The sequence below is a fragment of the Pseudomonas sp. B12(2026) genome, from assembly GCF_057767015.1.
In genome coordinates this window covers 5,931,947-5,944,482 of record NZ_CM173430.1, presented here as the reverse complement: position 1 = coordinate 5,944,482, position 12,536 = coordinate 5,931,947, and the positions used below count along the sequence as shown (strand labels likewise).

Genomic DNA, 12,536 nt, shown 5'->3' with positions numbered 1-12,536 from the left:
CCGATGACCATCCGCGCCCTCAGCCTCGTCCTGTCCGCCCTGTTGCTCGCCGGCTGTGCCGGGCAGGGGCTGCAGATCGATCGCGAGCACGTCTCGCGGAACCAGGACAGCCGCATCCAGTACGTCATCATCCACTACACCTCGGAGAACCTGGAGCGCTCGCTGAAGGTCCTGACCCGCGGCGAAGTCAGCGCCCACTACCTGATCGGCGACCAGCCGCCGACCATCTACCAGCTGGTGGACGAGAACCGCCGCGCCTGGCACGCCGGGCAGAGCGAGTGGCAGGGCCGCACCTGGCTGAACTCCACCTCGATCGGCATCGAACTGGTCAACCCCGGCTACCGCGAAACCCCCAGCGGCAAGATCTGGTACCCCTATCCGGACGCGCAGATCGATGCGCTGATCGCCCTGCTCAAGGACATCGGCAAGCGCCAGGGCATCACCCCGGAACACATCCTCGGCCACAGCGACATCGCCCCGCAGCGCAAGGTCGATCCGGGCCCGCTGTTCCCCTGGAAGAGACTCGCCGACGCCGGCCTGATCCCCTGGCCGAAGCCGGGGGAAATCGCGCGCCGCCTCGGTGAGCTGAACGGCCAGTTGCCCGACCCGGGATGGTTCCAGCAGCAGCTGGCGCGCCACGGCTACGCGGTGCCGCTCAACGGCGTGCTGGATGAGCAGACCCGCAATGTGATCGCGGCCTTCCAGATGCGCTTCCGCCCGCACCGTTTCGACGGCGAGCCGGACCTGGAAACCGCCGCGCTGCTGCTCGCCGTGCCGACCAGCTAGAACGGCAGCAGCACGTAGAAGCGCGAGCCCTTGCCCGGCTGCGACTGCAGGATGATGCGCCCGCCGTGCAACTGCACGATCTCCTTGCACAGGGCCAGGCCGAGGCCGGCGCCGCCTTTCTTGTGGCCGACCTGGACGAAGGGTTCGAAGATGCGGCTCTGCTGGCTGAAGGGAATCCCGTCGCCGTTGTCCTCCACGACGATCGCCACCCGCTCGTCGTGGCAACGCGCCTGCAGCCGTATCACGCCGCCCTCGGGGGTGTGGCGCAGGGCGTTGCTGACCAGGTTGTCGATGACCCGCTCGATCTGCAGGCGATCGAGGTTGAGCGGCGGCAGGTCCGCGGCGGTTTCCAGCTGGATGTCGATGAACTGGCTGCTCGCCTGTTCTTCGAAGCGCTGCCTGGTCTGCGCGAGGATATCGACGACGTCGCAGGGCTGCAGGTCGAGTTTCTGCGTGCCGCTCTGGTAACGGGAAAAATTCAGCAGGTCGCCGATCAGCAGCACCAGCCGGCGCATCTCCTCGTCGACCGTGCTGATCAGGTCGTGCTCGCGGGAGCCCTCGGGGAAGCTCAGGCGCTCGGAGAGCAGGCCGAAGGCCATGTGCATGCCGGTCATCGGCGTGCGCAGCTCATGGGAGGCGCGCAGCACGAAGTCGTTGCGCACCCGCTCGAAGGCCCGCTGCTCGGTGACATCGCGGACCACCATCACCGCGCCGATATTGCGTCCGTCGTCGTGGGTCACCGGGGACATGCCCCAGGTCAGCAGCCGCTGCTCGCCGCCCACCTCCACCACCAGGTCCAGCGGGGTTTCCTCCAGCAGGTTGCCCGCCAGCACCTGCTGGATGGCCCGGGCCAGCTCCGGGTTGTCCAGCAGCGCGCCCAGTTCCTGGCCGTGCGGGTCGCTCCGGGAGAACAGCTGGCGGCTGGCGACCGGGTTGGCGTGTTCGATGCGGCCAGCGCGGTCGAGGATCACCAGGCCGTAGTCGATGCTGTCGAGCACCGCCTGCAGGCGCCGGCGACCGTAGCCGATGGCCTGGATATTGCTCTCCCGGTAAAGGCGCAGGGCTTCCGCCATCAGGCCGAAGCGGCGGCTCAGGGCGGCCATCTCGGCCACCGGGGAAATCGGCAGGGTCACGTCGAAATCACCCTGGCCGATCTTGTCCGCCGCCTTGGCCAGGGCGCTGATCGGCGCACCGAAGCGGCGGGCGATGCCATGGGCGGTGACGAAGCCGATCAGCAGGATGGCCACGCCCACCAGCCCGAGCAGCCCGCTGATCAGCAACGTACGCGTGCGGGCATCGCTTTGCTGGGTGTCGATGTTGCGCATGGCGAATTCATGCAGGGCCAGCAGGTTCTGCCGGAGGTCCTCCAGGCTGCGGCCCAGGTCGCTGTCGTCGAGCCGCGCGGGGTGTTCGGGGCCTGCGCTGCGCGTGGCGTCGACGAAGCGCTGATGGGCATCGGCGATCTGCCGCAGGAACTGCTGTTCCGTGTCGCTGGAGGCGCGCTGCTGGCCACGCACCAGCGCCTCGCGGAAGTGCTGGCGGGCGGCTTCCAGGTGCTGGACATCCGGCTCCGGGCTGAGTACCTGGATCAACTGGTCGCCCAGGGCCTGGCGCAACTGCTGGCTGACTTCGACGGTGTCGAAATTGCGCTGGATGATCTCCGCCTGCTCGCGGCCGGTGAACACCGCGCTGAACAGCCCCAGCAGCAGCCCCAGCAGAGCCACCGTCATGAGCGCCGAGATGCTCAGGAAGAGCCGCGTGCGCAATGTCAGCGGCAGGCGCAGTTTCACAGGCTGTACTGCTTGCGTTTGCGATACAGCGTGGACGCGTCGATGCCGAGGGTCTTGGCCGCCTGGTCGAGGGTTGCGCTGGAGGCCATCACGGCGGCGATATGGGCTTTTTCCAGCTCTTCCAGGCTGAGCGCTTCACCGATGCGTGGCGCGGCGTTCGGCGAGTGCTCGCCGGGGGCGAGGTGCTCGATTCCGATCAGCTCCTGATTGCAGATGATGCTCGCACGTTCGACCACGTTTCTCAGCTCGCGGACGTTGCCGGGCCAACCATAGCGGCGCAGCAGGTCGCGGGCCTCGTCGGTGAAGCCGCGGGCCGGACGGCCGTAGTCCTTGACGAAGCGGGCGAGGAAGCGCTCGGCGAGGCAGAGGATGTCTTCGGCGCGTTCGCGCAGCGGCGGCAGGTTCAGCACGATGACGTTCAGGCGGTACAGCAGGTCCTCGCGGAAGCTGCCCTGGGCGACCATGCCGGCCAGGTCGCGGTTGGTCGCGGCGAGGATGCGCACGTCGGCGTTGCGCGTCACCGGGTCGCCGACCCGCTCGTACTCCTTGTCCTGGATGAAGCGCAGCAGCTTGGGCTGCAGGACCAGGGGGAAGTCGCCGATCTCGTCGAGGAACAGCGTGCCGCCGTCGGCCTGGCTGATGCGCCCGAGGGTGTTCTCGGTGGCCCCGGTGAACGCGCCGCGGGCATGCCCGAACAGCTCGCTTTCGGTCAGCTCGGCATTCAGCGACGGGCAGTTGATGGTCACGCAGGCTTTCTTCACCCGCTTGCTCCAGCCGTGGATGGCCCGCGCCAGCTCGCCCTTGCCGGAGCCGGACTCGCCGAGAATGAGGATATTGGCGTCGGTGGCGGCCACCTGGCGGGCGGTTTCCAGCACGGCGGCCATGGCCGGGCTCTGCGATTCGAACACATCGCCCTGCTTGCGCATCTCGCCTTCCAGCACCTCGATGCGCGCCGTGAGCTGATGGACCTCCAGCTGCTTGGCAGCGGCCAGGCGCAGCTGATCGGGGCTGCAGGGCTTGACCAGGTAATCGGCGGCGCCGCCCTGCATGGCGTTCACCGCGCTGTCCACGGCGGAATGGGCGGTGACTATCACCACCCGCATCCAGGGCGCCTGCACGCGCATCTGGGCGAGTACGTCCAGGCCGTTGTCTTCGCCCAGGCGCAGGTCGAGGAAACACAGGTCGAATACCTGGTGCTGCAGCAGCGTTTCAGCCTGGGAGGCGCTGGCGGCGGTCGCCACGCTATAGCCCTCGTCCTCCAGGCAATAGCGGAACGAGCGCAGGATCGCGGGCTCGTCATCGACCAGAAGGATGCGGCCTTGTTGTTCAGGCGGAGCGTCCATTCGGGGTGTTCCTCACTATTTTGCTCAGGATATTTCTTAGTCCCGGAAATTTCGTGCAAGTTGCAAAGCCCCTTCCCTGGCGCATCGGGCAGGGTGCATGGGGAAAAGTTATCCACATATCGGGTAATTCGTTGAAATAACAGGGTTTATCAACAGGCATGGCACTGCCGTGGGGGTTGTGCTGTCTCTAATGGCAGTACAGAAGAACGCCAAGGAGCACACCATGCCCTTCCCGAAGCTGCTTGCCATGGCCCTCGGCGGCGTGTTGCTGGCCAGCCAACCGCTGGTCGGCCAGGCCGGGGAATCCACCCTCACCGAACAACTGGCCGAGGCGCGCCAGGAGGGATCGATCTGGACCGCCATCAATCTCAACCGTGACCTCAAGCCTTTCCAGCTCAGCGTGGACGTGGAAAAGGGCCGTGCCGTGCTGGGCGGCAAGGTCGCCAGCGAGGAACAGCGGGAACTGGCGGCGCAGGTAGCGCTGAGCGTCGAAGGCATCACCGCTGTGGATAACCGGATTACCGTCGATCCGGCGCTGGCCAGCGGCGAGGCACCGCGCAGCGATGCGGTGCAGCGCTGGGACGACGCGGCGCTGGCCGCCCGGGTCAAGGCGAAGCTGCTGCTGGACAAACCCGCCGAGGGGCTGGACATCAAGGTCTCCAGCAAGGCGGGCGCGGTCACCCTGGAAGGTACGGTGCCCAGCGAGGAGGCCAGCCGGCAGGCCGCCCACCTCGCCGCGCAGACCGAGGGCGTCGCCTCTGTGGATAACCGCCTGAAGGTGGTGCCGGAGGGCTCGTCGACCAAGAAGCTGGAAGACTCCGTGAATGACGCCCAGGCGGCGGTCAGCGATGCCTGGATCACCAGCCAGATCAAGGCCGAGGTCCTGGCGCGCCATGCCCTGGGGGGGCTGTCCATCGGCGTCTCCACCCGTGATGGGGTGGTCAGCCTCCGTGGCGTGGTGCCCAGCGATGCCGAGCGCCAGCAACTGATCGACGCCGCGCGCAACACCCGCGGTGTGCGCGAGGTGGACGCCCGCGACCTGAAGGTGGCGGGACAGGCCGCCAGCCTGAATGGACCGGCGGTTCGGGGGGACCTGCGCCGGTGCGGTTGCAAAACGCACGGCGAAAGCCCGGCAATCGTGCAGGATGCCGGCGGAAATCCTCTTCGAGGATAAATCAACTGATTGTTTTCAAAGGAAAAACAAGACTGGAAGAGCCTGGCACGTGGCGTGCAGATTCCCCTGGAAACCAGTCCATGCCGCCCGCGCGGCGAGGATGCGGCGATAGCCAGGAGAAGCGGGATGAACAACCACGAAACGCCAGTCGACGTCTGGAGCCGGGTCTTGATAGCCATTGCTCTGCTGCTGTTGCTGATCTACCAGCTGCAGCCGATGTCCCGGGCCTCGACCGATCCCGGCGTACTTATCCCCAGCACATCCAGCTCCATCCCGCTGCCGGATGCCTCGCGTTATCCACAGCCGCTCCCGGCCTGGGATAACGCCAGCTGGCACCGGGCCGCACCGTCCGGCGAGTCGCCAACGGCGACCGTGCGTCACGGTGGCTGGGTGTTCTGATTGCGGAGTGTGCCAGCTGCCTGTCCAGCGTCCGGGGAGAATCGCTGTCCCGGCAGCAGCGCCGACTCGATAACGAGAAGAGGAGAAATCCCATGCTCAGTTGGGCCCTGACATTCCTGGTCATCGCGATCATCGCCGGCGTACTCGGTTTCGGCGGTATCGCCGGTACCGCGACCAGCATTGCCAAGATCCTGTTCGTACTCTTCCTGGTGCTGTTCGTCGTGTCGTTCATCATCGGACGCCGGCGGGGCTGACACCTTTCCCCTCCCGCGGACAAGGAGCCTGGCGATGGGGGAATCCGCAATCTGCTGCCCGGCCTGCCCGTGCCGGCCGGCGCATGACCAGGGGGCCGGGATGCTCGGGATGATCCAGGTCCTGAGCGACCCAGGGGTACAGGGAGTACCTCCGCCGCGGCGGACCGGGTCAGGGTAACGGCTGCGACGGAGCCGGCGTGAGGCTTGCACCTCACCCCGGCTCCGCGGCGCCCAGGCCTTACGGCGCGAAGGTGGCGGCGTCGCGCGCCCAGCCGTCGAGCACCGGTTTCAGGTCTTCCAGCGTCAGCTGCGTGCTGGCGTTCTCCAGCGTCTTGCCCGCCCCCTTGCGCACCACCCTGGCCACCGGCCTGCTGGTGGCGCCGTCCAGCGCTTCCAGTTCCACATAGACCTCGGTGTCCTGGTCGCGGGTCCCCATGGCGGTCGAGGTGGCCGCCACCACCAGGGCGATCGGGATCACCTCGTAGGCATGCAGCCCCTCGGTGGAAACGTTCACCCCGGTGATCGCGGTCCTCAGCACCAGGGTGTCGCGGTCGGCCTGCCGGACCACCCGGTAGCGGCTGCCCAGTTGCATCTCGATCTGCTGCCTGAGGTAGTCGGGAATCGCGTTCAGGGTCGCCTGGTCGACCTTCCCGGTCGGCTTCGGCTGCGGGAAGTACACCGGCTGCTCCACCAGCACCGAGCTGTAGTTGCTCAGTTTCAGGTTCGGCTCGACCCAGCGCAGCACCGGCTGTCCGCTGGGCGAAGTGGCGGGCTTGAGCTGGGAGTAGTCGCCGAGGAAGCCGGAATACTGCGAGGCATCCGGCTTCTGGCTGGAGCAACCGGCCAGCGCCAGGGCGCCGGCCAACAGCAGGGTGGGTACTACCGGGAGTCGCGTCATGGAACGTCCTTTTTCTGGTTCTTTTTCTGGTCGGGTCATTGCTGCCGAACGGCCAGCCCGGCCACGTGTTCGCCCTGGAATCGCGCCAGGGCCAGTTCCTTCTCGCTGGGCTGGCGCGAGCCGTCCGCACCGGCGATGGTAGCGGCTCCGTACGGCGAGCCCGCTCGAAGTTCACTGATATCGGTCAATTCCGGCGCGCTGTAGGGCAGGCCTACAATCACCATCCCGTGGTGCGCCAGGGTGTGCCAGAACGAGGTGATGGTGGTTTCGCCGCCGCCTCCGGTACCGGTGGAGGTGAACACGCTGGCGAACTTGCCGATCAGCGCGCCACTTATCCACAGGGCGCCGGTCTGGTCGAGGAAGGTGCGCATCTGCCCGGCCATGTTGCCGAAGCGGGTGGGGGAGCCGAACAGGATCGCGTCGTAGTCGGCCAGCTCCTGCGGGCTGGCCACGGGGGCCTGCTGGTCGAGTTTCGCGCCCGCGTTGCGAGCGACGTCCGCGGGCATGGTCTCGGGCACGCGCTTGAGCGTCACCTCGACGCCGGGAACCTTGCCGGCGCCTTCGGCGACGGCTTGGGCCATGCGCTCGATATGACCGTACATCGAGTAATAAAGGACCAGGACCTTCTTCATCGCGGGCTCCTTTCTTCATGGATGACGGCCATCGGCGGCCGGACAGAATCCAGCCTAGCCGGCTTTACAGACCGCTGCGCGACAGGCGTCGGGAATCCTGACCCGTGTAGAAAATCAAGGGGATGGAAACCTGGAACGCCTGTTTCAAGTGCCTTTTCCTATGCCGATCGTGCATAGGGTAGGCGCCTCCGGCATTAGACGAGGGACTGGGGCGTAGGAATCATGCGCCCCTTTTTCGCAGGCCGTCGGTACCCCGCTGGCCTGGCGGAACCCCGACTTCCACAAGAATCAAGGGTGACTCAACTATGGGCAAAGCCAAGCTCAGCCTCGCCTGGCAGATCCTCATCGGCCTGGTACTCGGTATCGCCTTGGGCGCCGCGCTCAACCAGTTCAGCGCGGACAAGGCCTGGTGGATCGGCAACATCCTCCAGCCGGCCGGCGACATCTTCATCCGCCTGATCAAGATGATCGTGGTGCCGATCGTGATTTCCTCGCTCATCGTCGGCATCGCCGGCATGGGGGATGCGAAGAAACTCGGTCGGATCGGCCTGAAGACCATTTTCTACTTCGAGATCATCACCACCGTCGCCATCGTGGTCGGCCTGCTGCTGGCGAACCTGTTCCAGCCCGGCGCCGGCATCGACATGAGCACCCTGGGTACTGTGGATATCTCCAAGTACACGGAGACCGCCAAGGAAGTCTCGCACCACCACGCGCTCGTCGAGACCATCCTCAACCTGATCCCGTCGAACATCTTCGCGGCCATGGCCCGCGGCGAGATGCTGCCGATCATCTTCTTCTCGGTGATGTTCGGCCTGGGACTGTCCTCGCTGCCGACGCCGACCCGCGAGCCGCTGGTGAAGATGTTCCAGGGCGTGGCCGAGGCCATGTTCCGCGTCACCCACATGATCATGTGCTACGCCCCCATCGGCGTGTTCGCGCTGATCGCCGTGACCGTGGCCAACTTCGGCTTCGCCTCGCTGCTGCCGCTGGCCAAGCTGGTGGTGCTGGTGTACTTCGCCATCGCCTTCTTCGCCTTCATGGTGCTGGGCCTGGTCGCGCGCCTGTTCGGCTTCTCGATCCTCAAGCTGATGCGCATCTTCAAGGATGAACTGGTCCTGGCGTATTCCACCGCCAGCTCCGAGACCGTGCTGCCGCGCATCATCGAGAAGATGGAAGCCTACGGCGCGCCCAAGGCGGTGAGCAGCTTCGTGGTGCCCACCGGCTACTCCTTCAACCTCGATGGCTCGACCCTGTACCAGAGCATCGCGGCGATCTTCATCGCCCAGCTCTACGGCATCGACCTGTCCATCGGCCAGCAGCTGGTGCTGGTGCTGACCCTGATGGTCACCTCCAAGGGCATCGCCGGCGTGCCGGGCGTGTCCTTCGTGGTGCTGCTGGCGACCCTGGGTAGCGTGGGCATTCCGCTGGAAGGCCTGGCCTTCATCGCCGGCGTCGACCGCATCATGGACATGGCGCGCACCGCGCTGAACGTGATCGGCAACGCCCTGGCCGTGCTGGTGATCGCCAAGTGGGAAGGTGTCTACGACCCGCAGAAGGGCGCCCGCTACTGGCAGGCCATGCAGGAAGGCCGCGCCGAGGAAGCGCCCGAAGGCGCGCAAGGCACCGTCAGTCGCTGACCCGCAAGGGTTATCCACAAGGCCCCGGCAACGTCCGGGGCCTTGTCGTTTCTGGCGCCGCGAGCGCTCCTGCCGCTATCATCCGGGCCATTCCAAGGGGGACTCTGCATGCTCAACGGCCTGTGGCTGGGCTTTTTCATCGTCGCGGCGGTCACCGCGCTTTCCCGCTGGCTGCTCGGGGGCGAGGCGGGCGTCTTCGCCGCCATGGTGGAAAGCCTGTTCGCCATGGCCAAGCTGTCGGTGGACGTGATGGTGCTGCTGTTCGGCACCCTGACCCTGTGGCTGGGCTTCCTGCGCATCGCCGAGAAGGCCGGGCTGGTGGAAAGGCTCGCGGTCCTGCTCGGTCCGCTGTTCCGCCGGCTGATGCCGGAAGTGCCCGCCGGCCACCCGGCCATCGGTCTGATCACCCTGAACTTCGCCGCCAACGGCCTGGGCCTGGACAACGCCGCCACGCCCATCGGCCTGAAGGCCATGAAGGCGCTGCAGGAGCTCAACCCCAGCAGCACCACCGCGAGCAACGCGCAGATCCTCTTCCTGGTGCTCAACGCCTCGTCGCTGACCCTGCTGCCGGTGACCATCTTCATGTACCGCGCCCAGCAGGGCGCGGCCGACCCGACCCTGGTGTTCCTGCCGATCCTCCTGGCCACCAGCGCCTCCACGCTCGTGGGCCTGCTCAGCGTGGCGCTGATGCAGCGCCTGCGCCTGTGGGACCCGGTGGTGCTGGCCTACCTGATTCCCGGCGCCGTGGGCCTGGGCGTGTTCATGGCCGTGCTCGCCGGCCTGTCGGCGACCGCCCTGGCGCAGCTCTCCTCGCTGCTGGGCAACCTCACCCTGTTCGGCCTGATCCTGCTGTTCCTGGTGCTCGGCTGGCTGAAGAAGGTGCCGGTGTACGAAACCTTCGTCGAAGGCGCGAAGGAAGGCTTCGACGTCGCCAAGGGCCTGCTGCCCTACCTGGTGGCCATGCTCTGCGCGGTCGGCGTGCTGCGCGCCTCCGGCGCGCTGGAAATGGCGCTGGGCGGCATCCGCTGGATAGTCGAGGGCGCCGGCTGGGACACCCGCTTCGTCGACGCCCTGCCCACCGCGCTGGTCAAGCCGTTCTCCGGCAGCGCGGCGCGGGCCATGCTGCTGGAGACCATGCAGTCCCACGGCGTGGACAGCTTCCCGGCGCTGGTGGCGGCGACGGTGCAGGGCAGCACGGAAACCACCTTCTACGTGCTGGCCGTGTACTTCGGCTCGGTCGGCATCCAGCGCGCCCGCCACGCGGTGGGCTGCGCGCTGCTGGCCGACCTGGCCGGCGCGCTGGCATCGATCGGGGTGTGCTACTGGTTCTTCGCCTGAGCGTCTGGCTCGCGCATCCGCGCGGGCTGCGGCGTTCTGCCCCAGCGTGGTTCCGGGCGGCATTGACTTATGTCAGACCCGCCCGGCACCCGCAGGAGAAGGATAGGCTCAATCCCATCCCTCTTCGCCAGCGGAGACCGCGTAATGATCACCCACAACTCAGCCGAGCTTGCAGCCCTCGGGGCTGTAGGCGCCGATCACTGGATCGAGACCCTCGACGACGGCAGCCACGTGCTGATCCGCCCGCTGCGTTCGGAAGACCGTGAACGCGAACGCCTGTTCCTCGAACGCCTGTCGCCCTTGACCCGCAAGTTCCGCTTCCATGGCGAGGTGAAGATCGACGAGAGGCTGCTCGACCACCTGATGGACGTGGATTACCAGCAGACCATGGCCTTCATCGCGCTGACCCATGTCGACGGCGAGCTGTGTGAAGTCGGCATCAGCCGCTATGCGGCGGTGGATGGCAAGCAGTGCGAGTGCGCGGTGACCGTCGCCGATGGCTGGAAGCAGATGGGCCTGGACGTCGCGCTGATGCGCCACCTGATCGACGTCGCCAAGCGCAACGGCTTCAGCCAGATGTACTCGATCGATTCCTCCATGGACCGCGACATGCGCGACATGGCCCGCGAACTGGGCTTCCACGCCCAGCTCGATCCGGACGACGCCTGCCAGGTGGTCCGTCGCCTGGCCCTGTAAGAAGTCCCCTGGTCCGGCGGGGCCTCAGCCTCGCCGGCGCCACAACGCAAGGCCCAGCAGCACGGCGACCAGCAGCACGGCCACCGCCGCCAGCGGGTAGACCGCGTCGTCGTCCAGCAGCGGCTTCTCGATGCGCAGGTAGCCGTCGTCCTTGAACAGGCGCTGCGCCAGCTCGTTCATCTGTTGCAGGCTGACCTTCGCCAGGCGCTTGTCCTCGTCGGGGAAGCGACCGTCGTCGAAGTCCGCCAGCGCGCCCCAGTAATAGTCCGCCAGCGTCGCATTGCCCGGCGTGCTCCAGGCCAGCTGGGCACGGGCCACGCGCTGGATGCGGCTGAAGCGCGCCGGGTCCAGCCCGTCGTGGCGAATCCTCTCCAGCACCTCGTGCAACGCCTCGAGCGTGGCGTCCTGGTCGTCGCGCTCGATGTCCGCGTTGAGGCTGAGGAAGCCCTGGTTGGCCCAGGCGCTGCGCTCGCTCCACGGGCCGTACGACAGCTCGCGGCGGACCCGCAGCTCGGTGTAGAGCAAATCGTTGAGGTAGGCCTGCAGGAGGTCCAGGGACGCGCTGTCGGCGTCTTCCGGCTCGGGGAATATCCAGTGCAGCACCGCGCTCTCGCCGAACAGGCTGGTGGTCAGCGTGCGCTGGCGCTCGGCCGGCCCCTTCATCACCGGCAGCTCGCGGCGTTCCGGGGTGGCGTGATCGACCAGGGCGCCGTAGGTACGGCCCAGGTACACCGGCAGGTGCGGATCGAGGTCGCCGACGATGATCAGCGTCATGTTGCCCGGCACGTACCAGTCCTTGCGCAGCTGGTCCAGCTGGGCCTGGTTCAGGTGTTCCACCGGCGGGCGTTCGGCGCAGGCCAGCCCCAGCTCCACGGCGAGCTGCTCCTGGCCGGCGCGGCTGACGTTCTGGTGGTCGAGCCAGCGCTGCAGGTGCGAATAGTGGCCGCCGTCCTCGCGCACCAGCACCTGCTTGGCCGAGGCGATCTTGCGGGCGTCCAGCTGCGTGCGGGTGATGGCTTCGAGCAGCAGGTCGAGCACCTGGCGCTGGGTCGCCGCCGGCGACTCGACGACGAAGGCCGTGTCGCCTTCACTGGTATAGGCGTTCCACTGGCCGCCCAGGGCCTGCATGCGCGCTTCCAGGTCGGCCTCGTCGCCGCCGTCCAGGCCGCTGAAGAACAGGTGCTCCATCAGGTGCGGCAGCTGGCGGTCGTGGCAGGAGAAGTCGCTGAAGCCGACGCCGACGATCAGGCGGATGGAGACGTGGCCCTTCTCGCCGGTGGGTTTGAACAGCACGCCCATGCCGTTTTCCAGCTGATAGGCCTCGACCTTCTGGCGCTGGTCGGCGCACGACCAGCCGGCAAGCAGCAGGGACAGCAGGGGGAACAACAACCAACGCATGAACGGGGAGCCTGGACGCAAAGCGATGAGGATAGCGGATCGGGCGCCCCGAACCTACCCGCAATCCGCTCTGCGGCTGGCTGGCTCCTTGCATCATCGCCCACGGGTTCTATCGTCACTGTGGGCGTTCGCGAGGCGGAATAGCCTCGGGCGACGGACGGCGCTGCCGTTCGCCGGGGATGAGCGAT

General features: G+C 67.0%; 12 protein-coding genes. 7 read left to right on the top strand and 5 right to left on the bottom strand.

All coding sequences use genetic code 11. The features are described 5' to 3' along the window. The first annotated feature begins 3 nt into the window (after nt 1–3). Nucleotides 4–786 (top strand): N-acetylmuramoyl-L-alanine amidase, encoded by a 783-nt coding sequence (locus AC3B6A_RS27535; RefSeq protein WP_488400261.1) that lies wholly within the window; start codon nt 4–6, stop codon nt 784–786. On the opposite strand, the gene AC3B6A_RS27530 is transcribed toward AC3B6A_RS27535, so the two are convergent. Together AC3B6A_RS27530 and algB are read right to left on the bottom strand one after the other, a co-directional pair. Then, complete coding sequence (locus tag AC3B6A_RS27530; protein WP_488400260.1) at nt 783–2,576, bottom strand: ATP-binding protein; 1,794 nt, start codon at nt 2,574–2,576, stop codon at nt 783–785. The two genes, AC3B6A_RS27535 and AC3B6A_RS27530, sit on opposite strands and share 4 nt — an antisense overlap. Then, on the bottom strand, nt 2,573–3,919 hold the full coding sequence (algB, locus tag AC3B6A_RS27525; protein WP_488400259.1) for a sigma-54-dependent response regulator transcription factor AlgB: 1,347 nt from the start codon (nt 3,917–3,919) through the stop codon (nt 2,573–2,575). The genes AC3B6A_RS27530 and algB overlap by 4 nt, the downstream gene beginning before the upstream one ends. Before the next feature lie 223 nt (nt 3,920–4,142). On the opposite strand from algB, the gene AC3B6A_RS27520 reads away from it, so the two are divergent. The 3 genes from AC3B6A_RS27520 to AC3B6A_RS27510 all read left to right on the top strand — a co-directional run bounded on the left by AC3B6A_RS27520 (nt 4,143) and on the right by AC3B6A_RS27510 (nt 5,746). Then, complete coding sequence (locus AC3B6A_RS27520) at nt 4,143–5,093, top strand: BON domain-containing protein (RefSeq protein WP_488400258.1); 951 nt, start codon at nt 4,143–4,145, stop codon at nt 5,091–5,093. A 126-nt stretch (nt 5,094–5,219) separates the two neighbouring features. Beyond that, nucleotides 5,220–5,492: a hypothetical protein gene (locus AC3B6A_RS27515; protein WP_488400257.1), complete on the top strand. Its 273-nt coding sequence runs from the start codon at nt 5,220–5,222 to the stop codon at nt 5,490–5,492. Nucleotides 5,493–5,584: 92 nt separating this feature from the next. Then, nucleotides 5,585–5,746: a DUF1328 domain-containing protein gene (locus AC3B6A_RS27510; RefSeq protein WP_488400256.1), complete on the top strand. Its 162-nt coding sequence runs from the start codon at nt 5,585–5,587 to the stop codon at nt 5,744–5,746. A gap of 238 nt (nt 5,747–5,984) precedes the next feature. On the opposite strand, the gene AC3B6A_RS27505 is transcribed toward AC3B6A_RS27510, so the two are convergent. Together AC3B6A_RS27505 and wrbA are read right to left on the bottom strand one after the other, a co-directional pair. Then, a complete protein-coding gene (locus tag AC3B6A_RS27505; RefSeq protein WP_488400255.1) occupies nt 5,985–6,644 on the bottom strand; it encodes a DUF3313 domain-containing protein in 660 nt (219 codons plus the stop codon). A 35-nt stretch (nt 6,645–6,679) separates the two neighbouring features. Next, entirely contained in the window at nt 6,680–7,276 is a 597-nt protein-coding gene (gene wrbA, locus AC3B6A_RS27500) for an NAD(P)H:quinone oxidoreductase (RefSeq protein WP_488400254.1), read from the bottom strand. Between the two features lie 305 nt (nt 7,277–7,581). Between wrbA and gltP the strand changes: the two genes are divergently transcribed. From gltP to AC3B6A_RS27485, 3 genes are all read left to right on the top strand, one after another. Continuing rightward, nucleotides 7,582–8,916 carry a glutamate/aspartate:proton symporter GltP gene (gene gltP / locus AC3B6A_RS27495; protein WP_488400253.1) on the top strand — a complete coding sequence of 445 codons (1,335 nt, stop codon included), beginning with the start codon at nt 7,582–7,584 and terminating at the stop codon, nt 8,914–8,916. 108 nt (nt 8,917–9,024) lie between these two features. After that, entirely contained in the window at nt 9,025–10,254 is a 1,230-nt protein-coding gene (locus tag AC3B6A_RS27490) for a spore maturation protein (RefSeq protein WP_488400252.1), read from the top strand. A gap of 144 nt (nt 10,255–10,398) precedes the next feature. Next, nucleotides 10,399–10,950, top strand: coding sequence for a GNAT family N-acetyltransferase (locus tag AC3B6A_RS27485; protein WP_488400251.1), 552 nt, complete (start codon nt 10,399–10,401; stop codon nt 10,948–10,950). A gap of 24 nt (nt 10,951–10,974) precedes the next feature. Here the strand turns inward: AC3B6A_RS27485 and AC3B6A_RS27480 are convergent, their stop codons facing one another. Then, the gene (locus tag AC3B6A_RS27480) at nt 10,975–12,348 is read right to left on the bottom strand and encodes a M16 family metallopeptidase (protein WP_488400250.1); all 1,374 of its coding nucleotides are present in this window, start codon (nt 12,346–12,348) and stop codon (nt 10,975–10,977) included. Between the last annotated feature and the right edge of the window lie 188 nt (nt 12,349–12,536).